26 protein-coding genes and 1 other annotated feature are annotated in these 24,649 nt (G+C 66.1%); of the genes, 17 read left to right on the forward strand and 9 right to left on the reverse strand.

Annotated elements, in window-relative coordinates; translation table 11 throughout:
* The first annotated feature begins 179 nt into the window (after positions 1-179).
* The 11 genes from F8A92_RS10300 (at position 180) to F8A92_RS10350 (ending at position 10,080) form a co-directional block, all read left to right on the forward strand.
* Positions 180-533, forward strand: a complete 354-nt coding sequence (locus F8A92_RS10300) for a hypothetical protein (RefSeq protein ID WP_153505075.1) — start codon at positions 180-182, stop codon at positions 531-533.
* A gap of 405 nt (positions 534-938) precedes the next feature.
* The gene (locus F8A92_RS10305; RefSeq protein WP_153505076.1) at positions 939-1,349 is read left to right on the forward strand and encodes an ArsR/SmtB family transcription factor; all 411 of its coding nucleotides are present in this window, start codon (positions 939-941) and stop codon (positions 1,347-1,349) included.
* Positions 1,346-3,310, forward strand: coding sequence for a heavy metal translocating P-type ATPase (locus F8A92_RS10310; protein ID WP_153505077.1), 1,965 nt, complete (start codon positions 1,346-1,348; stop codon positions 3,308-3,310). Before F8A92_RS10305 ends, F8A92_RS10310 begins: the two co-directional genes overlap by 4 nt.
* Entirely contained in the window at positions 3,307-3,804 is a 498-nt protein-coding gene (gene lspA, locus F8A92_RS10315; RefSeq protein ID WP_153505078.1) for a signal peptidase II, read from the forward strand. The genes F8A92_RS10310 and lspA overlap by 4 nt, the downstream gene beginning before the upstream one ends.
* A gap of 345 nt (positions 3,805-4,149) precedes the next feature.
* A complete protein-coding gene (locus F8A92_RS10320; RefSeq protein WP_153505079.1) occupies positions 4,150-4,989 on the forward strand; it encodes an undecaprenyl-diphosphate phosphatase in 840 nt (279 codons plus the stop codon).
* 313 nt (positions 4,990-5,302) lie between these two features.
* Positions 5,303-5,680, forward strand: coding sequence for an ArsR/SmtB family transcription factor (locus F8A92_RS10325; RefSeq protein ID WP_153505080.1), 378 nt, complete (start codon positions 5,303-5,305; stop codon positions 5,678-5,680).
* Entirely contained in the window at positions 5,673-6,593 is a 921-nt protein-coding gene (locus F8A92_RS10330) for a cation diffusion facilitator family transporter (protein ID WP_228389349.1), read from the forward strand. The genes F8A92_RS10325 and F8A92_RS10330 overlap by 8 nt, the downstream gene beginning before the upstream one ends.
* Before the next feature lie 33 nt (positions 6,594-6,626).
* Entirely contained in the window at positions 6,627-7,397 is a 771-nt protein-coding gene (locus F8A92_RS10335) for a ZIP family metal transporter (RefSeq protein WP_153505081.1), read from the forward strand.
* A gap of 647 nt (positions 7,398-8,044) precedes the next feature.
* Entirely contained in the window at positions 8,045-8,389 is a 345-nt protein-coding gene (locus tag F8A92_RS10340) for a transposase (protein WP_153505082.1), read from the forward strand.
* Positions 8,347-8,475, forward strand: a sequence feature (AL1L pseudoknot). Its footprint overlaps the gene before it by 43 nt.
* A complete protein-coding gene (locus tag F8A92_RS10345; RefSeq protein ID WP_153505083.1) occupies positions 8,443-8,772 on the forward strand; it encodes a hypothetical protein in 330 nt (109 codons plus the stop codon). (Overlaps the previous feature by 33 nt.)
* A gap of 3 nt (positions 8,773-8,775) precedes the next feature.
* Entirely contained in the window at positions 8,776-10,080 is a 1,305-nt protein-coding gene (locus F8A92_RS10350; RefSeq protein ID WP_153505084.1) for a cytochrome P450, read from the forward strand.
* Positions 10,081-10,433: 353 nt separating this feature from the next.
* Here F8A92_RS10350 and F8A92_RS10355 read toward each other — a convergent pair whose 3' ends face one another.
* The 3 genes from F8A92_RS10355 to F8A92_RS10365 all read right to left on the reverse strand — a co-directional run bounded on the left by F8A92_RS10355 (position 10,434) and on the right by F8A92_RS10365 (position 12,224).
* Positions 10,434-11,033, reverse strand: a complete 600-nt coding sequence (locus F8A92_RS10355) for a cadmium resistance transporter (RefSeq protein ID WP_153505085.1) — start codon at positions 11,031-11,033, stop codon at positions 10,434-10,436.
* Positions 11,030-11,389 (reverse strand): Cd(II)/Pb(II)-sensing metalloregulatory transcriptional regulator CmtR, encoded by a 360-nt coding sequence (gene cmtR / locus F8A92_RS10360; protein WP_153505086.1) that lies wholly within the window; start codon positions 11,387-11,389, stop codon positions 11,030-11,032. Before cmtR ends, F8A92_RS10355 begins: the two co-directional genes overlap by 4 nt.
* Before the next feature lie 535 nt (positions 11,390-11,924).
* Positions 11,925-12,224, reverse strand: a complete 300-nt coding sequence (locus F8A92_RS10365; RefSeq protein ID WP_153505087.1) for a hypothetical protein — start codon at positions 12,222-12,224, stop codon at positions 11,925-11,927.
* 12 nt (positions 12,225-12,236) lie between these two features.
* On the opposite strand from F8A92_RS10365, the gene F8A92_RS19345 reads away from it, so the two are divergent.
* Complete coding sequence (locus tag F8A92_RS19345) at positions 12,237-12,302, forward strand: hypothetical protein (RefSeq protein WP_228389357.1); 66 nt, start codon at positions 12,237-12,239, stop codon at positions 12,300-12,302.
* 194 nt (positions 12,303-12,496) lie between these two features.
* Here the strand turns inward: F8A92_RS19345 and F8A92_RS10370 are convergent, their stop codons facing one another.
* The 6 genes from F8A92_RS10370 to F8A92_RS10395 form a co-directional block, all read right to left on the reverse strand.
* Positions 12,497-13,480 (reverse strand): M23 family metallopeptidase, encoded by a 984-nt coding sequence (locus tag F8A92_RS10370; RefSeq protein ID WP_153505088.1) that lies wholly within the window; start codon positions 13,478-13,480, stop codon positions 12,497-12,499.
* Between the two features lie 956 nt (positions 13,481-14,436).
* Positions 14,437-15,432, reverse strand: coding sequence for a prolipoprotein diacylglyceryl transferase family protein (locus F8A92_RS10375; RefSeq protein ID WP_153505089.1), 996 nt, complete (start codon positions 15,430-15,432; stop codon positions 14,437-14,439).
* 160 nt (positions 15,433-15,592) lie between these two features.
* Positions 15,593-16,366, reverse strand: a complete 774-nt coding sequence (locus F8A92_RS10380) for a cytochrome c biogenesis CcdA family protein (protein WP_153505090.1) — start codon at positions 16,364-16,366, stop codon at positions 15,593-15,595.
* On the reverse strand, positions 16,363-16,893 hold the full coding sequence (locus F8A92_RS10385; protein ID WP_194291444.1) for a TlpA family protein disulfide reductase: 531 nt from the start codon (positions 16,891-16,893) through the stop codon (positions 16,363-16,365). Before F8A92_RS10385 ends, F8A92_RS10380 begins: the two co-directional genes overlap by 4 nt.
* 267 nt (positions 16,894-17,160) lie before the next feature.
* Positions 17,161-18,036, reverse strand: coding sequence for a HAMP domain-containing sensor histidine kinase (locus F8A92_RS10390; RefSeq protein WP_228389350.1), 876 nt, complete (start codon positions 18,034-18,036; stop codon positions 17,161-17,163).
* A gap of 248 nt (positions 18,037-18,284) precedes the next feature.
* Positions 18,285-18,992: a response regulator transcription factor gene (locus tag F8A92_RS10395; RefSeq protein WP_228389351.1), complete on the reverse strand. Its 708-nt coding sequence runs from the start codon at positions 18,990-18,992 to the stop codon at positions 18,285-18,287.
* Between the two features lie 145 nt (positions 18,993-19,137).
* Here F8A92_RS10395 and F8A92_RS10400 point away from each other — a divergent pair, with 145 nt between their 5' ends.
* The 5 genes from F8A92_RS10400 (at position 19,138) to F8A92_RS10420 (ending at position 24,639) form a co-directional block, all read left to right on the forward strand.
* A complete protein-coding gene (locus F8A92_RS10400) occupies positions 19,138-19,365 on the forward strand; it encodes a hypothetical protein (protein WP_228389352.1) in 228 nt (75 codons plus the stop codon).
* 9 nt (positions 19,366-19,374) lie between these two features.
* Positions 19,375-20,847, forward strand: coding sequence for a multicopper oxidase family protein (locus F8A92_RS10405; RefSeq protein WP_194291445.1), 1,473 nt, complete (start codon positions 19,375-19,377; stop codon positions 20,845-20,847).
* 119 nt (positions 20,848-20,966) lie between these two features.
* Entirely contained in the window at positions 20,967-21,704 is a 738-nt protein-coding gene (locus tag F8A92_RS10410) for a F510_1955 family glycosylhydrolase (RefSeq protein WP_228389353.1), read from the forward strand.
* A 73-nt stretch (positions 21,705-21,777) separates the two neighbouring features.
* Positions 21,778-22,344: a DUF305 domain-containing protein gene (locus F8A92_RS10415; RefSeq protein ID WP_153505095.1), complete on the forward strand. Its 567-nt coding sequence runs from the start codon at positions 21,778-21,780 to the stop codon at positions 22,342-22,344.
* 132 nt (positions 22,345-22,476) lie between these two features.
* Positions 22,477-24,639: a heavy metal translocating P-type ATPase gene (locus F8A92_RS10420; protein WP_153505096.1), complete on the forward strand. Its 2,163-nt coding sequence runs from the start codon at positions 22,477-22,479 to the stop codon at positions 24,637-24,639.
* The last annotated feature ends 10 nt before the right edge of the window (positions 24,640-24,649 follow it).

The raw sequence follows: 24,649 nt of genomic DNA on the forward strand, positions 1-24,649 counted from the left end.
GGAATGCCTAAGGTGTGACGGGCTGAATGGCTTCAAAGGGCTTACAGGTAGAGTTGAAGTTGTCGACAGTGCGAATTGGTTGGCGAACCGAAGACGTACGAGCAGGCCTTGTTAAGTAGCTGAGACAACGAGGCACAACAGGGAACATATTGTGGCCAACACCAGAGGAGGATTCCCGAGTGGCGACCCATCGGAGCGCAGCAGTGGCGGCCCGGCAACGCGTCAATGACCACCTGCAGGCGCAGATTGACCGGCTCACTTCTGCCGTTGAAGACGGCATCAAGGCCGTCGAGAACCTCGAGAAGGTGCAGCGTGAACGCGACGAGCTACTCACCACGCTCGATGCGCAACAGCGCGCCGCCGAAAGCGGTCTCAGCGCTGCCGTCGACGACCTACGGTCGCTCGGGAAGTCGAAGAAGGAAATCGCGCAGCTGCTCGACATCGACCCGCGCCTGATCCGCAGCCGGCGCCCCTCGTCATCCCCACAGACACGGGCAGCAGCCATGCCTGAGCAGGCACCATCAAGTACTTGAGCCGACGGCGTGTTGTGGATGACTGTAAGACGGCTCGCAGACCATTGTTACTGCGCAGCAGCGGTACTGCCAGCAGTCGATGCGTTGCCATCGCGTAGGCATGTGGCGGCGCGATACACGGGTCCACCTTTAAGCTGCGAGGCCACCGATGCCTGACGGCCGCTGGACTCCACTTCGAAGGCGTCGCATGTGACGCCGTTTCTAGCGGTCGCGAGTTCATCGAAAACATTGATCCGCTGGGCCTTGGCCGACCTAGATGCGCTTGTTCAGGCGAATGCTGATCAGGTCTACCTATTGGGAACGAGTAGAGCGCGGCGTGTTTCGAACCCGGAATCCCGGGCTCAAGGGTGCTGCACGGGTGAGCGGCGCCGTTCGCGCCTGGCTTGGATCTGCTATTATCGCCGCATGACGATGAATGCGGATGGGTGTGTCGCATTAGCTGTTGTGGACTTCGATCCTGCGGTCGCGTTGTTCCACAGCTTGTCCGACAGGACCCGGCTGGCGATCGTGCGCCGACTCGCTGCGGGAGAAGCGCGGGTGGCTGATCTTGTGGCCGAGACCGGTTTGGCGCAGTCGACGGTGTCGGCGCATGTGGCGTGTCTGCGGGACTGTGATCTGGTGCGGGGGCGACCTGAGGGTAGGCAGGTGTTCTACTCGCTGACGTGCCCCGAGCTGATGGATGTGCTGTCCTCGGCGGAAACTCTTCTGGCTGCGACCGGTAACGCGGTCGCGTTGTGCCCGGCCTACGGCGCCGATGCCGCCTCCGCTGCCTCAGCGAAGCAGGCAGTTGCCCACCGCACGGGGAACGCTCGATGAGTGACGCGTGCGGTTGTGACGACGGGCCGGCCACGGGGGAGCAGTCCGGTGATGGTGCGCCGGAACGGCTGTGGCAGGTCAGGGAGTTCCAGTTCGCGGCGGTCTCTGGGGTGTTCCTGCTTGCCGCGCTAGTCGCCGGCTGGGCTGACGCCGCTCGCCCGGTACAGCTCACGCTGGAAGCGGCGGCGTTGTTGGCCGGTGCGTACACGTTCGTGCCCGCCACGCTGAAACGGCTGGCCCGCGGCAAGATCGGGGTCGGCACGCTGATGACGATCGCCGCGGTCGGCGCGGTCGTCCTTGGCGAGGTCGGCGAGGCCGCGATGCTGGCCTTCCTTTTCTCCATCAGCGAGGGCCTGGAGGAGTACTCCTTGGCCCGCACCCGCCGTGGTCTGCGGGCCCTGCTGTCGCTGGTCCCCGAACGGGCCACGGTGCTGCGCGGCGGTACCGAGATCGAGGTGGACCCGGCCGGGCTGCGGATCGGTGACCGGATGCTGCTCAAGCCGGGGGAGCGGGTCGCCACCGACGGGATCATCCGGGAGGGCCGCACCACCCTCGACGTCTCGGCGATCACCGGAGAATCCATGCCGGTGGAGGCAGGGCCATCGAGCGAGGTGTTCGCCGGGTCGATTAATGGCACCGGTGTGCTCGAGGTCGAGGTCACCACTACCGCCGAAGACAACTCCCTGGCCCGGATCGTGCGGATCGTGGAGGCCGAACAAACCCGCAAGGGCGCCTCACAGCGCCTCGCGGACCGGATCGCCAAACCTCTGGTGCCCGGCGTCATGATCGCCGCTGCGCTGATCGCGGTGATCGGCAGCCTGCTGGGTGACCCGTCGACCTGGATTGAGCGTGCCCTCGTGGTCCTGGTGGCCGCCTCACCGTGCGCCCTGGCGATCTCGGTCCCGGTCGCTGTGGTCTCCGCGGTCGGTGCGGCCAGCAAGCTGGGCGTGCTGGTCAAGGGAGGCGCGGCACTCGAAGCCCTCGGCCAGGTCCGCGGCGTGGCGCTGGACAAGACCGGCACCCTCACCGCGAACCGGCCCGTCGTCATCGACGTCGTCACCACAGACGGCGTCAGCCGCGAGCAGGTCCTGCGCCTGGCCGCGGCCCTGGAGGCGCGCAGCGAACACCCCCTCGCCCGGGCGATCCTGGCGGCCACGGATGACGTCACCGCAGCCGCGGATGTGGAAGCAGTCACCGGAGCCGGGCTCACCGGTCGCCTGCACGGACGTCGGATTCGGCTAGGGCGCCCTGGCTGGCTCGACGCCGGCCCACTGATCGCGGACGTCGCGCGGATGCAGCAAGCCGGCGCCACCGCAGTGCTGATCGAGCACGACGGCGAGGTCATCGGCGCGATCGCGGTCCGTGACGAGCTGCGACCGGAAGCCGCCGAGGTCATCGCACAGCTGCGCCGGGACGGCTATCACGTCGCCATGCTCACCGGTGACAACCACGCCACCGCCGCCGCGCTAGCCAGCGACGTCGCGATCACCGACGTCCACGCCGAGCTGCGCCCTGAGGACAAGGCCCAGCTGATCCGCCAGCTGCGCACCCAACGACCCACCGCGATGGTCGGTGACGGCGTCAACGACGCACCCGCCCTGGCCACGGCCGACCTAGGCATCGCCATGGGCGCGATGGGCAGCGACGTGGCGATCGAGACCGCCGACGTCGCGCTGATGGGCGAGGACCTGCGCCACCTTCCGCTGGCCTTCAGCCACGCCCGACACGCTCGCCGGATCATGCTGCAGAACGTCGGTCTGTCGCTCGGACTGATCATCATCCTGATGCCGCTCGCGCTGCTCGGCATCCTCGGGCTGGCCGCGGTGGTGCTGGTCCACGAGCTGGCCGAGGTCGTCGTGATCGCCAACGGTGTGCGCGCCGGGCGCACCTCACCGCTCCAAGACACAACGGGTGCGGGCCAAGCCCTGCTCAGATCCGATGCGGCACGGGCGGCCGCGTGACCGCGCGCAGATGGACCCGCCCACGCATCGCGCTGGCGCTCAGCGTCGCATTACTGATCACGCTCGACCTCAGCGTGAAAGCGTGGGCCGCGCAGGCGCTAGCCGGCGGCGGCACGGTGGGTCTGCACGTGATTGATCTGCGCCTGGTGTTCAACTCAGGAATGGCTTTCGGTCTCGGCGACATCCTGCCCGCCTGGGTCATTCTTGCACTCACGGGACTGGTCACCGCCGGCCTCGCGGTGCTCATCTGGCGCACCGCAAATAGCGCTACGCTACCTGTGCGGATCGGCCTGGCCGCGGTGCTGAGCGGAGCGTCTGCCAACCTGCTCGACCGCGCCGCTGACGGAGCCGTGACCGACTACCTGCACACCGGCTGGTTTCCGACCTTCAACCTCGCCGACGTCTTCATCACCACAGGCGCCGCCGCACTGGTCATGGCACTGTGGCGAAGCACCGAGCCACCAGGCGCCACCGAGTCGGGTCTAAGAGAATGAGTCAGGTGCCACACGAGCCTGACCGTTCAACGCCAGCCAAGCCGGCCCAGGGTGCGATCGCCCTCACGCCACTGGAGAGAGGCTCGAAGGCAATCTGGGCGGGTGGTCGTATTTCTGGGGGGATCAGGTCCACTTTCACACCGGCTAGTTCGCCACCTTCAACCTCGCCGACGTCCTGATCGCCGAGGTCGCCGGACTGCTGATCCTCGCAGCCGGAACGAACGACAGCGGGCTGGCTGACACCCGATCTCCCACGGCCGCACGGTCGCACGTCTGGCCCGATCGCACCGGAGCTGAAATCAACCACCGGCTCGTGGCCGCCAGGCCAAGAGAGGACCCCGCATCTTGTCCTGGTTCAGCGCCATCGTCCTTGGGCTGGTGCAGGGGCTCACCGAGTTCCTGCCAATCTCTTCCTCGGCCCACCTGCGCCTGGTGGCTGAGCTCGCCGGTTGGCCCGACCCGGGAGCCGCGTTCACCGCCGTCACGCAACTGGGCACGGAGACCGCCGTCCTCGTGTACTTCCGGGTCGAGATCACTGCCATCGTCACCACCTGGACGCGGGCCATCTGGGCCCCCAGCCTGCGCTCCGATCCGCGCGCCCGCTTGGGCTGGTATATCTTGCTCGGCACCTTGCCCATCGCGATCCTCGGCATCGCGTTGCAAGACCCGATCGAGACCGCCTTCCGCGACCTGCGTATCGTCGCCGCCACCCTGATCGGCTTCGGCCTGATCCTCGGTCTCGCCGACAGAATCGCGACGAATCAGCAGCCGCTCCACCGAATGATCACCTACCATGCCCTTGCCTTCGGGTTCGCCCAGGCGCTCGCCCTGATCCCCGGCGTCTCGCGGTCCGGTGGCACTATCACCGCCGGGCTCCTGCTCGGCTACCGCCGCGAGGCCGCCGCTCGGATCTCCTTCCTGCTTGCCATCCCGGCGGTTCTCGCCTCGGGAACCCTCGAATTGACCAAGATCGGCACCGCCAACACCCCACCGTGGGGGCCGACCGCTCTGGCCACCCTGGTCTCGTTCGTCGTCGGGTACGCCGTCATCGCCTGGCTGCTGCGTTACCTCACCGACCACCGATTCACCGCCTTCGTCGCCTACCGCGTCCTTCTGGGCAGCATCGTCCTGGCGCTCCTCGGCATCGGAGGACTCCATCCCGGCACGGCCGCGAACGCCAACTAGGGACCCTTGAGGACCCCAGGCAGCTCAACTCTGTGGGGTTGTGCGGGACGGCTCAACTTCGGCGACGGCGATCGCGCACCGAGGCCCGGCAAGGTCCGTTACTGGCCAAGCCACGGGGGCGGCCGGGTAGCGGGCACGCTCGCGAGTTCGCCCAGGGCCAAGGGCCATCGTGCCTGTCGGGGCGACTCCGGCCTCGCACTGCAGGTCAACTTGCCCGGTCACGGGAAACGGCGCGAGCTTCCGGACAGGGACGACTAAGGTAAATTTGATAATCATCCTGGCGTGAGGAGCGGGTGTGGTTCACCAGGCGCCCGTGGTCGGATCCGGCGCCTGCATCGCGGAACACGTCGCCGGGACCGGGTTTCAGGTCACTTGGCCGCTGCTGGTCTGCGCCGAGGAGTCGGCAAGGATCGCGGACACCTTCGCGCTGTTGGCCGATCCGGGACGGGTCCGGGTGGTGTTCGCCCTCCTGGACGCCGGTGAGACCCTGCTCTGCGACGTGGCCGAGATGGTCGAGATGTCATCCTCGGCGCTCTCCCATGCGTTGCGGCTACTGCGCACCGCCGGACTCGTCACCAATCGACGCGACGGCCGGATGGTGCACTACCGCCTGGCCGACAGCCACGTGCGGCTCCTGCTCGACATCACCCGGGAACACCTCGGGCACACCGCCGGCGCCCGGGGTGTGTGAACCCGTGGGCCACGGGCACAGTCACGGGCACGGGGGCGCCGCGACGGCGGGGGCCCGCCACCGCACCCCGCTGCTGATCGCGTTCGCGCTGACCGCCGCCTACATGCTCGTCGAGCTCGTGGTGGGACTGGCCACCGGTTCATTGGCGCTGCTCTCCGACGCCGCCCACATGGGCACCGACCTGCTCGGCCTGGGGATGGCGTTGGCAGCGATCATCCTCGCGCAGGCCTCGGCTCATCCCCAGCGCACCTTCGGCACCTACCGGCTGGAGGTCCTCGCGGCGCTGGCCAACGGGGTGCTGCTGTTCGGCGTTGCCGGCTACGTGCTGTTCGAGGCGTGGCAGCGGTTGACCTCGCCCCCGGAGGTGCCCGGGCTGCCGATGCTGATGGTCGCGGTCGTCGGGCTGATCGTGAACCTGATCAGCTTCCGGCTGTTGATGGCCGGGGCCAAGGAGTCCCTGAACGTCAAGGGCGCCTACCTGGAGGTCTTTTCCGACATGCTGGGCTCGGTCGGGGTGATCGTGGCGGCCATCATCATCTTCACCACCGGCTGGCGCTACGCCGACCCGCTCATCGGTGCCGGAATCGGGTTGTTCATCCTGCCCCGCACCTGGCGGCTGACCGCGCAGGCGCTGCGGATCCTGATGGAGGTTGCCCCGGCCGGTCTCGACGTCGACGAGGTCCAGGACCGCATCCTCCGGCTCCCCGGTGTCGCCGGCGTCCACGACCTGCACATCTGGACCGTCACCTCGGGACTGGAGACTGCCAGCGGCCACGTCGTGCTGGCCGAGGACGCCGACCTGCACGCCGTCCTCGACCGGGTCACCACTCTGCTGGCCGAGGAATACCATGTCACCCACGCCACCATCCAATGCGAGCCGGCCAGCCACGAGGATCATGTCAACCCCATCTGAGAGCACCGCCGCCCGCGCCCATGGGCGCGAACGATGAGCCTGGTAGCGCAAGCCGCGGCGCTGGTCGCCTTTCCCGTCATGGCCGGCGCCGCCGGCGCCACGGTCGCGGTCTGGAAGGTGCCCGGGCCACGCCTGATCAGCGGCATCCAGCACTTCGCCGCCGGCGTCGTGGTGGCCGCACTTGCCGGCGAGCTGCTGCCCGATTTGCGCCACGAGGGCAACCTGGGGTGGGCGGTGGCGGGGTTCGCCACCGGCGTCGCACTCGTGCTCGCTCTGGCTGCATACAGTCGACGGTTGGACCAAGGTCAAGGTTCAAGGCGACCGCAGACGACCGCCGAGCGTCCCGACTTGATTCCGGTCTCGCAGGGTGTGCCCGTCGGCTTCTTGGCCGCGGTAGCGATTGACCTGGTCATCGACGGCGTACTGATCGGGCTCGGTGTCCGCCTCGGCTCTACCCAGGGCGTCATCCTCACCATTGCGCTCACTTTGGAAATCCTGTTCCTCAGCCTCTCCCTCGCCGCTGAGCTGGTCGACCGGGGACTCCCGCGGCGCCGGTCCGCGTTGATCTGTGTCGGGCTCACGCTGTGCACTGCCCTGGGTGCCGTCGGTGCCGCGGCCGCCCTCGGCGGCGTCGGGCCCGCCGTGCTCGCCTTCATGCTGGCCTTCGGTGCCGCCGCACTCCTCTACCTCGCTGTCGAGGAACTCCTCGTTGAAGCCCACGAACAGACCGAGACCACCCTGCTCAGTGCTATGTTCTTCGCCGGCTTCCTCACGATCTACATCCTGGGCGAACTCGGTCCCTAGCCCACCCTCGCGACAAATCGCCGCCAACCTACGAGGAACCGTGCCCCTTTGGCCATTCACACTATGTGCCCGGCCGTGGTCGGCGTCACACAGTCGTGGTTGGGAACTTTGCGCAAGGGCCTGGAGGTACGCGTTGTAGGCGGTGAGGTCCGCATCGCCGCCGGGCGCCGCCTTGCGGTCATACCGCTTCTGCGGGACGTGATCGGTCCCGACAAGACGCCGCCAGACGGGCGTCTGTCACCCTCCCCGACTGAACTGGCACGACCGGGAGTTGATGAGCCGGGAGTTGCCACCTCGGGACCGACCGGCTTGGCGCTTAGGCGACGGCGTCTTTCAGACCAGTCCTGTCTGCGCGGACGCACATCCACGTCGACGTCACACCCATCCGCGACTGCGTGAGCCCCTCATCGATCCACCGCCGTACAACTCGCATCTGCATATCTGACCGTGCTCGGTGGACTGTGGACTGCCGCCACAGGCGAGGATCGGCGATCACCCCGACAGGCACAACGCGCCGCACGGGTATTAAGGCTGTTCAGTTACGCGTCCGGCCGAGGATGGCGCGAGGTACGGTCAAGTCCGCTGGGGTGGTGTACGAGGTTGATCCCTCGGTTTGAACCGCCCCGGGATGTCCGGAGACTTCATTAATGGAGGATGAGGTCATGGCACGTCCCACGAAGTATCCCCGCGAACTGCGGGAGCGTGCGATTCGTATGGTCGCTGAGGCTCTGGAAGAGGGCAGCTACGACAGCGAGTTCACGGCGATCCGCTCGGTGAGCCAGAAGTTGGGTATCAAATCGCCGGAAAGCCTGCGGCGGTGGATCCGTCAGGGCGAGATCGATGCCGGCTCACGGCCGGGCAAGACCACGCAGGAGCTCGCGGAGATCCGCGAGCTGAAACGGGAGAATGCCGAGCTGCGACGGGCGAATGAGATCTTGAAGTCGGCCTCGGCTTTCTTCGCGGCGGAGCTCGACCGCCCACACAGGTTCTAGTCGATTACATCGACGAGCACCGCGAGGTGTTCGGGGTCGAGCCGATCTGTCGCGTGCTGAGCGAGCACGGAGTCACGATCGCCCCCTCCACCTACTACGACGCGCGTGATCGCGCGCCCTCGAAGCGCGCAGTGCGTGACGAGCAGGTCACCGAACTGATCCGCCTGGCGCGCACCAAGCGGTTCGTGCGCCGATACGGGGCGCGCAAGATGTGGCTGCACTTGCGCCGCGAAGGCCCGTCGAGGAAGTTCCTGGCCGCGGGCAGAGCGGCCAAGGCCGCCGCCGAGGGCAAATCCTCCACGGTCCACCCCTGGGCTTTCGGTCATCGATGGTTGATCCGGCCGGGCCGCGCCCCCTTGTGGGAATTCCGCTGTAATGATTAACAGATGGCACAACTGCCCACAGCCAGTCCTGCAGATCTTCTTCGCTCCTTGACGACGGTGGTTCTGCCGCCGGTCATCAAGGGCCCTATCGTGCGTCGTCCATGGGCGGTCGGGCTGATGGAACGTCTTGATGCCGACTCGAAAGCTGTAGCCGAGATGCAGCGGCTACGGCAAAAGTATGGGCCCGACCCGGTTCTTCTGAACCTCGCGGGCCGACGGTTCGCGCTGCTCCTCGATCCTGCGGATGTTCATCGGGTCTTGGACGAGTCCCCAGATCCGTTCACGCCGGCCTCTCTGGAGAAGCGGGGCGCCCTGGGTCATTTCCAGCCCGAGGGCGTTCTGGTGTCCGACCCGAAGGACCGTGCCCAACGCCGTCCCTTCAACGAGAAGGTGCTCAAACCGGGTGAGCAGGTCCATCCGCAAACCGGCTCGCACATGGCCCAGATCGTGAGCGAGGAGGTCGATGCGCTGCTCGGCCACGTTGACTTCGAGGGCATGCTCGACTGGCCGGTGTACGTGCGCATGTGGCAGCGGCTCGTACGCCGGGTCGTTCTCGGCAACAGCGCTCGTGACGATGAGCAAGTGACCGACGACCTGCTCACCCTGCGGCGATGGGCGAACTTCTCCTATCTCAGCCCGCGCAGGCCCAAGCTGCGAGCTCGCTTCCTCGGCCGCGTGCAGCATTATCTCGACCTGGCCGAGCCTGGCAGCCTCGCGGCGATCGCATCGCAGATCCCGGACGCGCCGGATGTGGTGCCGCAGCAACAGATCCCGCAGTGGCTTTTTGCGTTCGATGCGGGAAGCTGGGCAAGTATCAGGGCCCTTGCGCTGCTCACCAACAACCCGGAAGCCCTCAGCCGGGCCAACGAAGACCTGCGAGGTTCTAGCCAGCTGCAGTACCTGCGAGCCACGATGCTGGAATCACTTCGGCTGTGGCCGACGACGCCGCTGATCTTGCGCGACACCACCCGGGAAACCCGCTGGCGCAACGGAACTCTGCCCGCCGGCGCGTCGATCGTCATCTTCGCGCCGTTCTTCCACCGCGACGACGAGCGGTTGGCCAACGCGCATTCCTTCGACCCTGAGCAGTGGCTGCGTCCGCGAACGAACGCAGACTGGCCGCTCGTGCCGTTCAGCGGTGGACCGGCTATGTGCCCGGGACGGGACGTGGTGCTGCAGGTCTCTGCCATGGTGCTAGGGCGACTCGTCGGCGCGCTTAGGTTCACACCGAACCGGCAGATCGACCACGCCCGAGTTCCTGGACTGCTGGACCCGTTCGCGTTGCGGTTCGCCACTGGCGCTCATTGAAGCTAACCGCGGTTGCTCAGGAGGGTGCTTCGGGCTCGAGCACGACGAGGTAGAAGGGGGCGCGCAGCTGCTGGTAACCGGCCGGGCTGTGATGCCCTTCGCCTAGCCCAATCTCCGGGAACTGAATCGGGCCCTGCAATCGCGTCGCACGGTACTGGTCAGCGGCGAAAGCCTCGCGCTGGTCCCGCCTGCTCGGCATCGGCAAACCGCTCGAACCAGCCATGCGTAAAGTGCCGACGGCTGCCGGCTGCACATCGCCCTATCGAACTTCCGCGAAGCCGAGACCCCGAGCATCGTTCGATGCGGGTGGGCTTTTCGAGCCACGTTGGGTCCATCACGCATCCACCGAACCGTTAGAGGCCGAAGGCTCCGCCACTGACTAGGATAACGATGCCGAGGCCGATCAGAACGACTGGAAACAGGACGTGTTCCCAGCGTTCGAGGACTTCGGCGATCGGTCGGCGGGTGGCGACAAACTTGGCCAGCATAACGAGGACTGCGACCAGCAGGAGGAAGACGACGCAGTAGGCGACCACCGCCCCAGGCCCCACGCTGAGGAATACCGGAACGTAGACACCGATGTTGTCTCCCCCGTTGGCGAAGGTGACCGCGGCGACGGTCCACACGGCGACGTTCTTACCCTCGAGCACGGCGTCGTCGTCATCGTCATCGTTTCCCTGCCAGGCTCCCCATGCGGCCCACAGCCCTAGGACCAGGGGTATGAGCCCGAAGTACGGGATGGTTTCCTGAGGGAGGAACGCTCCTGCACCTAACGACACGACCACTGCCGCGCCGAGGATGCCTACGAAGCCCAAGTACTGGCCTGCGATAATCCGGGACGTTGTTCCGCGTTGTCCCGCGCCGCGGGCGAAGAACAGCGAGAGCACGATGATGTCGTCGATGTTGGTGGCTATGAACAGGCCTATTGCCTGCAGGACCGAGGACAGGATCACGCGTCGGCCTCGGCTTTGCCGCACCCGGGAACCGAACAGACAGGATCGATGCACGGAGCGTTTTCATCCACCGCGAGGGTGACCTCGACCAGCGCGCTGAGCGCCCGTGTCAGGTGCGGGTCGGCGATCTCGTACCGCGTTTGGCGACCCTCAGGCTCGGCAACCACTATCCCGCAGTTGCGCAGACACGCCAGATGGTTCGACACGTTCGAGCGCGTCAACCCGAGGTCGCGCGCCAGTTCGGCAGGATAGGCCGGCCGGTCCAGCAACGTCATGAGGAGCCGTGATCGGGTTGGGTCAGTCAGCGCACGTCCCAACCGATTCATCACATCCAAACGAGTAGCACTAATCAGCATATGCTGAACAATACAGCATCGGCTGAACCGGGCGCGATGGTCGCCGCTAGGCTCATATCCGATAGTGGACCTCGCCGTTTTTGTCGCCCGGACCGTCGATCCGGCCCGCTGGGTGCGCCTGCGGCGACGCGACTCTATTAGCGAGCGGGGTACTCATTGCAGCTCGCTAAAGGACGCGAGCGATTGTCCAGCAGCTTTCTGAGGAGTCGAGGTACGCACGAGCCCACGCCGGCCGGCCGGTTCGAATGATGGCCACCGACCACTCTCGACAGCCGTTACTTGGATAGTGCCACTATCCAAATATTATTTCCCGGGGGCGACCCCTGTCTCAGCCTTCGTTACGAGGTCAACCTGGGCGGCGGAGTTGTGCTGCTCGGTATGTGTGTGTCGTTTCTCTTCTTGCTGCGTTTAGCGATGGCCGCGGTCGGGTACGCCTAGGTTGATGCCCTCGCGGGTACCCGATCGATCCGCCGTCACTGGCGCATGAAGAGAAGGAGAAAGGCATGAGCCATCAGGCCGCTTCAATGCTCGAGACCTACCCCAAGACATAGGCAACATCGACAAGCAGAAACTTGCCGGCTGCATTGCGGCTTGTTTTCAGTGCGCCCAAACCTGTACTGCGTGCGCCGATGCTTGCCTTGCCGAGAACATGGTCGCCCAGTTGACGTCGTGTATCCGCAAGAACCTCGACTGCGCGGACATCTGCGTTGCTACCGGACAGGTGCTCTCGCGCCAAACCGGCAACAACGTGCAGGCCACGCGGCTTGTCCTTGAGGCCTGCCGCGTCGCCTGTAAGGACTGCGGCGATGAGTGTGCGCAGCACGCTGGCGAGCACGAGCACTGCCGGGTGTGCGCGGAGGTCTGCCGTCAGTGCGAGCAGGCCTGCGCAGATCTACTCGCTTCCATCGGCTGACGGTGCGGGCTCGACACGTTCCCACGCGTATCTAACTGCTCACAGCAGCGTGGGAGTCGCCGTCAGCGTTCACGAGCGAGATACCTGTCGTTGGTGGCCGTGCTCGCAATTCGTGGAACTAGAGTGCTCGGCTGCCACGCGCCGTATTAGCCGACGAGACAAGCTATCGGGCCGGAGTCCCGAATAGTCCAGCCCTAGCCGACGGCGATGCCGCGGGCAGCCAGCCAGGCCTGCGGGTTGACGCGCGAGCCGTAGGCGCCCTGCTGGACCTCGAAGTGCAGGTGCGGGCCGGTCGAGTAGCCGCGGTTGCCGATGTCGGCGATGCGTTGGCCGGCGGTGACCTGCTGGCCGGCGGAGACGTAGTACGCGTTGATGTGCCCGTAGACGGTGACCTCGCCGCTGGGGTGCTGGATGTAGACCGCGAGCCCGAAGCCGGTGGCCGGTCCGGCGCGCAGGACGGTGCCGGCGCCGGCGGAGAAGATCGGGGTGCCGATCGGGCCGGCGATGTCGATGCCCTGGTGGAAGGTTCCCCAGCGGCCACCGAATCCGCTGGTGAACGTGCCGGATGTCGGCAGCGCCCATTCGCCGGTGACCTGGCCGGTGGCGCCGGACGAAGCGTCGGCAGGGGGCGCGGCGACCTGCGTCGCGGACGCGGGCTCGGCGCCCTGCGACGCGGCCGACGCGGCGGCCTGCGCGGCGGCCTGTGCCTTCAGTGCATCCATCTGAACCTGCGCGGCGGCGAGCTTGGCCTGGCTGTCCGACGAGATCTTCTGGGCCTCGTCGGCCTTGGCCTGAGCGGCGGCGGCGGCCTCTTCGGCAGCGGTGGTGGCTTCCGCCTGCTTCTTCTGCGCGATCAGCATCTTGTTGATGTTGGCGACCTGGTAATCGGCAACGGTATCGCCGAAGACTGCCTTGTCGATGAACTCCTGCGGACCGTTGGACGACAGCAGCGTCTGCTCGATCAGGGACATCGGGCCCTGCTTGTACATGTCGGCGGCGACGTCGTTGGCCTGCTGCTTGGCGGCCTCGGCCTCGGCCGTCGCCGCGTCCAGATCAGCCTTCGCCTGCGCCGCGGTCTCCTTGGCGACGCTGGCCTGACCGACGGCCTGGTTGGCGGCGTCCGCTGTGGCGAGCATCGCGGCGTTGAGCTTTTCGATCTCCTGCTGCAGCTGGTTCATCTCGGTGGGGTACTGCCCACCGGTGCCGCTGCTCTGAGTCGCATCGGGGGATTCGGTCGCCGACGGTGAAGCGGTTGCGGAGGGAGACGAGCTCGAGGACTCTGGTGAGGCGCTGGCGCTGAGCGGGCTGCCCAGGGCCACCGTGACGGCGGCTAGAGCGCTCACCATTACCATCTTGCGACGATGCACTTGGGTAATTCCTAACGGTTGCTTCGATGCCTTGCAGCGAGACGTGCGATAACGAACTGATAAAGACCAACGCGCGGCACTCCCCGATGCGTTAACCCGCAGGGTGCGGACCTTCATGCAGGTCAGGCCGTCATCTGAAATGCCGGACATCCAGTTGGTAACGATCCGGTAACACGGTAGCGTCAGTGGAACCCGCCTACAGCGATTGGGCATAGAGAACATTCCGCGAGGGGCAGATCGACGACGCTACGAGTGTGCGGTCGTGCGCGCTGACCAGCGGTTTCCTCGGCGATCGGGACGCCGAGTGCGACATCGAGCACATTTTGTGCAGACAATTGCGTCCGCTCCGGTCGCGCATTACGGGACCCTCATTCGGACCCTTGCGCCGGCGGGTCTTGGCCGGCGCTGCTTGGGAATTCGTTCCCCATGTGGATGCCGGCCGAGAACGCCCCGTGCTCATAGCGCACTCGCGGGCCGTCCGCTGACTTACTGGCCAATCCATGTCGTCGGCCCGAACACGTGCCCCGTATTTGAGCTCACGTGATGGGTCAACTGTTTGGCTTCCTGTCTGGATTGGTCTAATCCAACGGCGGTGCTGCGCCATTTTGACCGGTGTGTCCGTGGTCCTCGCCCGCTCGGTACCGCCTGTGAGAGGAATCGTCGAACCAGGGCCTTTGTTGAGGACGCTTACGAGGCTGCTGTATCGCGGTCGGGGCTGAAACGTTGAGTTCGGGCGAAAAGTATGACAACCAGTTGATGCGGCGCATCTACTTCTCGTGCTTGGCCGGATCGTCCAGTTGGTCGATCTCTGCTGCACGGTCGGTCTCATCCGTGATATCGGTTTCATCCGGCGCGTGCTCGGCGAGCGGCGGCTTGTATCCGGTGGGTTCACCCTCAGCGTCCACAAACGCCGGGCGGTCGTCCGTATAGGGCGTCGCCTCTCGGGTGCCCTTGACCAGGATCAGGTACGCCGCGGCGCCGAGCCCGACGAGCAGCGCCGTCCACACGTTGATCCGCTGGCCGAGAATCAGCTCGGCGGGGTCGGTGCGCATCTGCTCGATGAAGAACCGGCCGAAGCAGTACAGGCCCACGTACGCCGCGAACACCCGTCCGCGCCCCATCCGGAACCTCTTGTCCAGCCAGAGCAGCGCCACGCCGAGGAGCGTGTTCCACACCAGTTCGTACAGGAAGGTGGGCTGGAAGGTGCCGACGACGTTGGCCGCGCCGGTTGCCGGGTCGATGTAGGCGTTGCCGCTCGCATCGAGCTCGTGGATCTCCAGCGCCAGCCAGCCGTCGGACTCGCCGCCGTACAGCTCGTTGTTGAACCAGTTGCCCAGCCGCCCGATCGCCTGCGCGAAGATCAGCCCGGGCGCGAGCGTGTCGGCGATCGAGCTCATCCGCAGGCCCATCCGCCGCGCGCCGATCCAGGCGCCGAGCGCGCCGAAGGCGATGGCGCCCCAGATACCCAGGCCGCCTTCCCAGATGTAGAGCGCCTTGATCGGGTCACCGTTCTCGCCGAAGTACGCCGACGGTGACGAGAGCACGTGGTAGAGCCGCCCGCCGATGATGCCGAAAGGGACGGCCCACAGCGCCAGGTCGAGGATCTCGCCCTGCTTGCCGCCGCGGGCGAGCCAACGCCGCGAGCTCAACCAGATCGCGAGCACGATCCCGGCGAGGATGCACAGCGCGTACGCCCGCAATGGAAGGCCAAAAAGGTCGATCTGGTTACGGGTCGGGCTGGGGATCGTGGCCATAAGCGTCATGCGTGGACGGTTGCCTCTCGTAGGGACTGCACCAGCGCGCCGCCGGCGGATGCAGACTGTCGTCGATGATCAGCGGCGTGCAGCCCGCGGTCGAGCTGTACGCCGGCGTGCGCGTGATGAAGAAGTGTGCGCAGCTGGGGTGTGTTGGACGTCGATCTGCTCATAGCAGTAAGGACTCCGCGGGGAACCAGCCTTGGATGGTGGCCACGATGCTGGTCCACCAGCCGGTCAGCAGGATGATGCCCAGCAGGATCAGCATCACGCCGCCGATCTTCATCAGCGTGCCGGCGTGCCGGCGGGCCAACCCGGAGGCCTTCATCGCCCAGCCGAATCCGGCGGCGATCAGGATGAACGGTAGACCGAGGCCGAGGCTGTACAGCGCGGTCAGGAAGGCGCCGCGTCCGGCGCTGCCCTCCTGGTAGGAGAGGGTCAGGATCGCGGTCAGTGTGGGCCCGATGCAGGGGATCCAGCCGATCGCGAAGAACGCACCGAGCAGCGGAGCGCCCAGCAGCCCGGCGGCGGGTAGCTTGTGGAACCGCCATTCGCGTTGCATCCAGGGCAGCTTGCCGAGGAAGGCGATTCCCATGATGATGATGAGCACGCCCATCACCTGGGTGATCGTTTCCTCGTACTGCCGCAACCACGAACCGGCCTGTCCGAACAGAGCGCCGTAAGAGACGAATACGGCGGCGAACCCAGCGACGAACAGCGCGGCGCCGAGGATGACCCGTCTACGGGCGGGGCTTCGTTGTGGTGTGGCGCTGGCGCCGGACTCACCTGCTACTGATGTCACGTACGACAGGTAACCGGGGACGAGTGGGAGCACGCAGGGTGAGGCGAAGCTGACCAGGCCTGCGGCGATCGCCAGCAGGCTCGCCAGCAGCAGCGAGCCGGAGGTGACCGTCGAGTCGATTGAGGAGGCGAGGGTGGTCATTCTGCGAGCAGCTTCTCGATCGTGCTGGTCAGCGACTCGACGTCTACGACCGAGACGTACGTGGCGGCGACTTGTCCGTTGGCGTCGATGACGACGGTGGACGGGATCGCGGCGAGCGGGTAGCCGTTCAGCTGTAGGGCGACCTTGGCGCTCGGGTCGTAGAGGCTCGGGTAGGTCATCCCGACCTGCTGGCTGAATGTCTGGCCTTGTCCTTTGGTGTCGCGTACGAGCACACCGAGCATCTCCACTCCTTGTGGCTGGTATGTCTGGTAGATCTGTTGCAGGTCCGGTGCTTCGATGCGGCACGGCGCGCACCAGGACGCCCAGAAGTTCATCACCACGATCTTGCCGGCATGTTCGTCCAGTGCGTAGGGCTCGCCGGTGAGCAGCTCTCCGGTGATGTTGGGCGCGTCCTGACGATCGTCCTTGGCGACGACTTCCCCGGACGGGGTGCCTTCGACGAACCGGAACTCACTGCCGGTCTGTGGGGCGCTGGCGCTAGCGGCGCATCCGGCGAGAAGGGCCATCGCGAGGATCGCCGAGACGGTGGTTGCTAGTCGGCGCGCGGCTCGGCTCGTGCGCGCGTTTGCAGTCCCGATCGCGGCACGGCAGGCGACCGGCAGGGTCGTCTTGAAGGGTTGAGGCACTGTGGTCATTGGCTTTCTACGTGTACTGCCACGCGCCGGCTGGCGGCATTGTTCTGCGGGCTTCGCGGCTCGTGGTCTTTCATCTGGGTGCCCGGGCTACGCGGGGTGAGTGGGGGTCGTGTCCGCGGGTGCGAGCAGGCAATAGTTTTAACGTTGGGCAGGTTCACCTCCCCACCTGGGTAGTTCAAGGACGAACGTGGCTCCGCCTTCTCCGGAGTCGAGTGCCCGCAGTCTGCCGCCGTGCGACTCGGCGATCCCGCGTGCGATGGTGAGCCCGACGCCGGACCCCCTACCGTCTGCGTGTCGGGCGGAGTCGCCGCGGTAGAAGCGTTCGAAGACGTGCTCGAGGTGATCGGTTGGGATGCCTTCGCCGGTGTCGTGAACCGTGGTGGTGACCTGCTCGTTAGAACTCGTCACATTAAGGGTTACCGATCCGGTCGGGGGCGTGTGTCGCAGCGCGTTGGATAGCAGATTCTCCAACAGCTGTCCGAGTCGTTCCGGATCGCCGATCACGCGTGGCTCGTGGGTGTGCTCGGGCGTGTGCACATCCAGGGCGACGTTCTTGTCTTTGAAGGCGCCGCGCACGTCGTCCGCGGTCGCGCGCACGACGGTGCTGAGGTCGATGACCTCGAGGTGAACGGTGAGGCGGTGTTCCTCGGCGCGCGATACCTCGCTGAGATCGCTGGCCAGGCGGGTGAGCCGGTCTACTTGGGATCGGAACACGCGCAGGGCGTGCGGGTCCCACTCGGTCACGCCGTCCTCGAGTCCTTCCAGGCGCGCGGCCAGGGTGGCAAGAGGAGTGCGTAGTTCGTGCGCGATATCGGTGAGTAGCCGCCGTCGGGTGGTTTCGGTTGTTTCCAGCTGCAGGGCCATGTGGTTGAACGACTGACCGAGGGTGTCGATCTCCGCGCCCTGCCCGGTGTCGGCGACGCGGACGTGGTGCTCGCCCTGGGCGACCGCGTGCGCGGCATCGCTGAGCGCGTGCAGGGGCTTGGTGATGCGCTGGGTGACGTACCAGGTCACCGCGACCGCGAGAATGAGCGCGGTCAGTAGCGCGGTGCTCAGCGAGACCAGGCTGGAGGAGGCGTAGGCCTCGTCGATGTGTCCGAGTGTGGCGTCCTCGAGGTGGCCGGCTTGCACGAGGTGCTCGTGGAAGAGCTGTGGCCCGAGTAACGCCGCAACGGCGCCGGCGGTCGAGACTCCGGCGAGTAGGACGATGGTCTGGGCGATGAACAGTCGTCCACCGATTCCGCTGAGCAGTTGTGGGCGGTTCATCGCACGACCATGCGGTAGCCGACCCCGCGGACCGTCTCGATATATCGGGGATCGGCGGCGTCGTCAGCCAGCTTCTTGCGCAGGTTCGCGATGTGCACGTCGACGATGTGGTCATCCCCGATCCAGTTTTCGTCCCAGATCTGGTCAAGTATCTGGCGTCGGGTGCGGACCACGGCCGGCTGGGCGCTGAGCGTATCGAGCAGATCGAACTCGGTCCTGGTCAGCGCGACGGGTGTGCCCTTGAGCAGCACTCGGTGCCCCGCTACATCGACGATGAGCTCGCCGAACTGACGCATGTGCGCGGCGGACGGTTCGTGGTGCTGCAGACGGGGGCGGCGCAGTACCGCCTGGACGCGGGCGACGAGCTCGCGCAGGCTGAACGGTTTGGTGATGTAGTCATCGGCGCCGACCGAAAGCCCGATGATCTTGTCCACTTCATCATCACGCGCGGTCACCATGAGCACGTAGCAGTCAGAGAAGGTACGGATCTGACGACACACTTCCACTCCATCCAGCCCGGGGAGGCCGAGGTCGAGGATCACGACGTCCGGACGCAGCCGCTGCGCTGCCTGCAGTCCCTCTGGTCCGGTGTGCACGACGTTCGCGTCGAGGCCGGCGCGTTGGAGATACGTCTTGATCATCTCGGCGAGGTCCGCTTCGTCCTCAACGATCAGCACGCTCGGCGAATACCCTTGGGTGGTCACGGCGTCATCCTCCTTCAGTTCCCCGCGAACTGGCCGCTGCGCGTCCGGTCTTCATGAGATCTTGACCGTTTGCCCGGGGTGGTCTTGAACTGGCCGGTGCAGTCTTGTCGACATGATGGGAATGCATGCAGCTACCAGCGGGTGGATGTGGATGCTCATGGTCGTCTGCGTCGTCGGGTTCTGGCTCGCCGCGTGGCTTCTCGTGCGCGGTGTCACACGCGATCGCGCCCCCCACGCCGCACATGGTGACGACTCGGTGACCAGCAGCGATCCGGCGCGTCTGCTGGACGAGCGGCTAGCACGCGGCGATATCGATCTCGATGACTACCTGGACCGGCGCGGGCTAATCGCCGACTACGCGCCGCGGCGCTGAGTAGTGCCTGTGACTGACACTCCATTTCCTGCGCTGTCTCGACGTCAGGTTCTCCTCGGCGGTCTTGGCGTCCTCGGCGCGGCGGTGCTGGCGGGCTGTTCCGGGCCCGCTTCCTCACCGTCGGTGTCCTCCCGCCCGTTCGGGGCGGCACCGGCCCTCACGCCCAAACCGGGTCAGAACGTCGTGTCCGCGACCGTGGTTCCCCAGGCGACAACCCTGGATATCGGCGGCACCACCGTCAACACGTGGGCCTACGCCGATAGCGTGCCCGGCCCGCAGATTCGCGCGACAGCCGGCGATCTGCTGCGCGTGACGGTCGATAACCAGCTGCCAGCGGACACCTCCGTGCATTGGCACGGGATCCGGCTTCGCAACGTCGCCGATGGCGTTCCTGGAGTGACCCAGGATCCCATCGGTAAGGGCGAAAAGTACGTGTACGAGTTCGAGGCCCCCGACCCAGGCACCTACTTCTTCCACCCGCATACCGGCGTCCAGCTCGACCGTGGGCTGTACGCGCCGCTGATCATCGACGACCCCGCCGAACCAGGGCAGTACGACCTGGAATGGATCATCGTGCTGGACGACTGGATCGATGGCACCGGAACCACTCCTGACGAGGTTCTTGCGACCCTGACCAGCGACCAGGGTGGCTCCGGCGGGATGGACCACGGATCGATGCCGATGGGGCCGGCCCCATTCGGTGAGGCCGGTGACGTGACATACCCGCACTACGTGATCAATGGGCGCACTCCCGCCGCCCCTACCTCCTTTGACGGGGCCCCCGGTCAACGGGTGCGGATGCGAGTGATCAACGCGGCCTCGGACACGATCTTCGCGGTGGCGCTCGGCGGGCACACTCTCCAGATCACCCACTCAGATGGCTTCCCCGTCCAACCAGTCCAGACCGCCGCCTTCTATATCGGCATGGGGGAACGTTACGACGCCATTGTGACCCTCGGCGACGGGGTGTTCCCGCTCTACGCCGAACCGTTCAACAAGAAAGGGGCCGCCCTCGCGACCGTGCGCACCGCCACCGGACAGGCGCCGACCGCCGCGTCCCGTCCCGTCGAGCTGTCAGCGGACGTGCTGGTCGGCTCTGACCTCATCGCCGCGGACTCGGCCCGTCTGCCGTCACAAGCGCCGGATCGTGAACTCGAGCTATCCCTAGATGGGCAGATGACGCCGTACCAGTGGGGTATGAATGGCGCACCGTTCGGGCAGAATAAGCCGTTGATCGTCGGCGAGGGTGAGCGGGTCAGGATCAACATCGCCAACAAGACGATGATGGCGCACCCGATCCACCTACACGGGCACACGTTCGCCCTCACCAGTACCGGCCTACGCAAGGACACCGTGGTCCTGGCACCGATGCAGTCTCAGGCGATCGAGTTCGATGCCGACAACGCAGGCGACTGGGCGCTGCACTGTCACAACATTTACCACGCAGAGGCCGGAATGATGACCCTGCTGAACTACGGATGAGGAACGTGCGACCACTACAGACTGCAGCAATCTCCCTGGCACTAATCGGAACGCTCGCACTGAGCACCGGCTGCTCCGAACAACGCCCAGCCTCCGCACCCTCGGCCGCCACGACCGCCATGCCCGCGGACACTCACATCCACGGCGCCGTCCGTGATCCCGCCGACGGCACGCTGCTGATCGCGACCCATCATGGATTATTCAAGGAGTCCGGTGATGGTCTGACCTCCGTCGGGCCCGTCGTTGATCTCATGGGGTTCGCGCTCGCCCCCGATGGCACGTACTACGCATCTGGGCATCCCGGAATGCAGACCGATCTGCCGCAGCCGCTTGGGCTGGTTCAGTCCACCGACGGCGGCGCCACGTGGGACGTCCTCTCGCGCGGCGGTGAATCCGACTTCCACGCCCTCGCCGTCGGCGAGGACCAGGTGGTCGGTTACGACGGGGCCCTGCGCCAAAGCGCCGACGGCAAGGAATGGACGACACACGCGATACCGCAAGAACCGATCTCTCTGGCCATCTCCCCGGATGGTTCCACCGTGCTCGCATCCACCGGCACTGCAGTGTTGCGGTCCGGCACCGATCTGAGTACCTGGAGCCCGTTACCGGCCGCGCCGCCGGCACTGCTGGTCACCTACGCCGACGACTCCACGATCATCGTCCTCGCCCAGGACGGACGGTTGCACCAAAGCGACGACGGTGGCACAACATGGACGGCGGGAACCACCCCGGTTCCCACCCCAAGCTCCCTATCGGCCACCCGAGTGGATGACACCACCGTCGAGGTCCTCGTGGGCTCAGGCAACCGCGTGCTGAGCACGACCGATCTCGGTGCAACCACCTCGCCCCTCGTCTAGGCGACATCATCACCATCGCGTTACCGGGTACCGCGAACTCGACCCAGAGTCAGCACACATAGAGGAGAAGCTCATGAGCATGAAGAAATACGCGGCCCTGGCCATTCTGCTGATCAGCGCGCTGGTGACCACCGCGTGCAGCAGTGAGAACGAGCCCGCCGCGAACGCAAACGACAAGCACAACGCGGCCGACGTCACGTTCGCAACGGGCATGATCCCGCACCATCAACAAGCCATCGAAATGGCCGACATGGCCCTCGAGCAGGCACAAGACCCCCAGGTGAAGGAACTCGCTGACCAGATCAAGGGTGCGCAGCAGCCGGAGATCGACCAGCTCACTGAGTGGCTGACGGCGTGGGACGAACCTGTTCCCAGCGACTCCACCGGCGGCCACTCCGGACACGACATGTCCGGAATGATGAGCGAGGAGGACATGCAGATGCTGAAGCAGGCCAGCGGGACCGAGTTCGACACGATGTGGCTGGAGATGATGATCGAGCATCACAAGGGCGCGGTCGAGATGGCTCAGACCGAGCAGTCAGACGGCGAGTACCCCGAAGCCATCGAGATGGCCAAGCAGATCATCAGCAGCCAGCAAGAAGAGATCGACCAGATGGAGCAGATACTCGCCGCCTCATAGGGCACTACCGGTCACTACCGGCGCGCTCCGTCGAGTGAGAACCCGACACCAACCAGGTTAGGCCGTATACCCCTAGGGGGTATACACTTCGTGGTGTTGATGAACGGCGAAACCGAAGCGTGAGGATGAGCGATGAACGAATCTGCGACGGCAGCCGGCACCGCCTCGGGCGGTCATGTCCATCACCAGGACGGGCACGCGCATCACGATGAGCATGTAGAACACGGCCACGCCCGTGCCAGCATGGCCGTCGACTCGTCGCACGGCAGGCACGGTGGTCATGGCGGTCACGGTGGTCATGGTGATCATGTGGGCCAGTTCCGGCGGCTGTTCTGGGTCATGCTGGTGGTCGCGGTTCCGGTGATCGCGTTCTCGCCGATGTTCGGGATGCTCGTCGGCTACTCGGTGCCGGGTTGGGCGGTGTGGATCTCGCCGGCGCTGGGCACCGTGATGTACCTCTGGGGCGGGCAGCCGTTCCTGAGCGGCGCGGTGAGCGAGATCCGGGCGCGCGCGCCCGGGATGATGCTGTTGATCGGTCTCGCGATCACCGTGGCGTTCGTCGCCTCGTGGGGAGCGAGTCTTGGTCTGCTGCATCACGAGCTTGATTTCTGGTGGGAACTGGCGCTGCTGATCGTGATCATGCTCCTGGGGCATTGGGTCGAGATGCGTTCGCTCGCGCAGACCACATCAGCACTGGACTCCCTGGCCGCACTGCTGCCCGACGAGGCCGAGCGCGTGGACGGAGATACGACGGTCACCGTCCACCCCGCCGAATTGCGGGTCGGCGATGTGGTCGTGGTGCGTCCCGGCGGGCGGGTGCCGGCCGATGGCCGGGTCGTGCAGGGCTCGGCCAGCATGGACGAGTCCATGATTACCGGCGAGTCCAAACCAGTGCGCCGCGCCGAGGACGATCCTGTTGTCGCCGGCACCGTCGCGACCGACTCGGGTGTGCGCGTGGAGATCACGGCCACTGGCGAGGACACCGCCCTGGCTGGCATTCAGAAGCTGGTAGCGCAGGCACAGAGCTCGTCTTCGCGGGCGCAGCGGATCGCCGACCGGGCAGCGGGGTGGTTGTTCTGGTATGCCCTCGCCGCAGCCGTCATCACGGCGGCAGTGTGGTCGCTCGTGGGGCTGCCCGATGCTGGTGTTGTTCGTACGATCACCGTGCTGGTGATCGCCTGCCCGCACGCGCTCGGGCTCGCGATCCCTTTGGTGGTGTCGATCGCGACCGAACGCGCGGCCCGTGGCGGGGTACTGGTGAAGGACCGACTCGCCCTGGAGACCATGCGCAAGGTCGATACGGTGCTGTTCGATAAGACCGGCACGCTCACCAAGGGCGCCCCCGCGGTGATCGAGATCGAGGCTGCCGCCGAGCGGGAGGCAGACGAGCTCCTGGCTCTTGCCGCCGCCGCAGAGGCCGACTCGGAGCACCCGTTGGCTCGGGCGATCGTCGCGGCAGCGCGGCAGCGCGATCTGGTGATCCCTGCCGCGTCCGGGTTCAGCTCGTCGCCGGCAGTCGGCGTCCGCGCAGAAGTCGACGGCCGCACGGTGCAGGTTGGCGGACCGTACCTGCTCGAGCAGGAGGACGCCAGTGAGCATCCTGTCGCCGCGAAGTGGCGGGAGCAGGGAGCGATCATTCTGCACGTGCTGATCGACGGCCAGATTGCCGGCGCACTGCGGCTCGCCGACGAGATCCGGCCCGAGTCTCAGGCCGCGATCCACCAGCTGCACGATCGCGGAGCCCAGGTCGTGATGATCACCGGGGACGCCGAGACTGTGGCCGCATCGGTCGCCACCGAGCTCGGCATCGATCGTTACTTCGCCGGGGTCCGCCCAGCGGACAAGGCCTCCAAGGTGCAACAGCTGCAATCCGAAGGGCGGACTGTGGCGATGGTCGGCGACGGCGTGAACGACGCCCCCGCGCTAGCGCAGGCCGACGTCGGTATCGCGATCGGCGCCGGCACCGACGTGGCCATCGGCTCGGCAGGCGTGATCCTGGCTAGCGACGATCCCCGCTCGGTGCTCTCGGTAATGGAGCTGTCGAGCGCCAGCTACCGCAAGATGAAACAGAACCTCTGGTGGGCTGCCGGATACAACCTCGTCTCGGTGCCGCTCGCTGCCGGTGTCCTCGCCCCGATCGGGTTCGTGCTGCCGATGTCGATCGGTGCGATCCTGATGTCAATCTCGACCGTGATCGTGGCGATCAACGCGCAGCTGCTGCGGCGGCTCGACCTTCGCCCCGAGGAGACGCCGCCTGCTGAGCGCACGTTGAGTCAGACGGCGCGCTCAGAATGACAAGTCGGCC

Source organism: Cumulibacter manganitolerans, from assembly GCF_009602465.1.
GTDB lineage: Bacteria > Actinomycetota > Actinomycetes > Mycobacteriales > Antricoccaceae > Cumulibacter > Cumulibacter manganitolerans.

Coding starts and splice junctions, on each gene's coding strand:
- F8A92_RS10305 (WP_153505076.1), top strand. CDS start 939: ATGACGATGAATGCGGATGGGTGTGTCGCATTAGCTGTTGTGGACTTC.
- F8A92_RS10310 (WP_153505077.1), top strand. CDS start 1,346: ATGAGTGACGCGTGCGGTTGTGACGACGGGCCGGCCACGGGGGAGCAG.
- F8A92_RS10335 (WP_153505081.1), top strand. CDS start 6,627: ATGAGCCTGGTAGCGCAAGCCGCGGCGCTGGTCGCCTTTCCCGTCATG.
- F8A92_RS10340 (WP_153505082.1), top strand. CDS start 8,045: ATGGAGGATGAGGTCATGGCACGTCCCACGAAGTATCCCCGCGAACTG.
- F8A92_RS10350 (WP_153505084.1), top strand. CDS start 8,776: ATGGCACAACTGCCCACAGCCAGTCCTGCAGATCTTCTTCGCTCCTTG.
- cmtR (WP_153505086.1), bottom strand. CDS start 11,389: ATGCTGATTAGTGCTACTCGTTTGGATGTGATGAATCGGTTGGGACGT.
- F8A92_RS10370 (WP_153505088.1), bottom strand. CDS start 13,480: ATGAACCAGCTGCAGCAGGAGATCGAAAAGCTCAACGCCGCGATGCTC.
- F8A92_RS10375 (WP_153505089.1), bottom strand. CDS start 15,432: ATGACGCTTATGGCCACGATCCCCAGCCCGACCCGTAACCAGATCGAC.
- F8A92_RS10380 (WP_153505090.1), bottom strand. CDS start 16,366: ATGACCACCCTCGCCTCCTCAATCGACTCGACGGTCACCTCCGGCTCG.
- F8A92_RS10385 (WP_194291444.1), bottom strand. CDS start 16,893: ATGGCCCTTCTCGCCGGATGCGCCGCTAGCGCCAGCGCCCCACAGACC.
- F8A92_RS10400 (WP_228389352.1), top strand. CDS start 19,138: ATGTGGATGCTCATGGTCGTCTGCGTCGTCGGGTTCTGGCTCGCCGCG.
- F8A92_RS10410 (WP_228389353.1), top strand. CDS start 20,967: ATGCCCGCGGACACTCACATCCACGGCGCCGTCCGTGATCCCGCCGAC.
- F8A92_RS10415 (WP_153505095.1), top strand. CDS start 21,778: ATGAGCATGAAGAAATACGCGGCCCTGGCCATTCTGCTGATCAGCGCG.
- F8A92_RS10420 (WP_153505096.1), top strand. CDS start 22,477: ATGAACGAATCTGCGACGGCAGCCGGCACCGCCTCGGGCGGTCATGTC.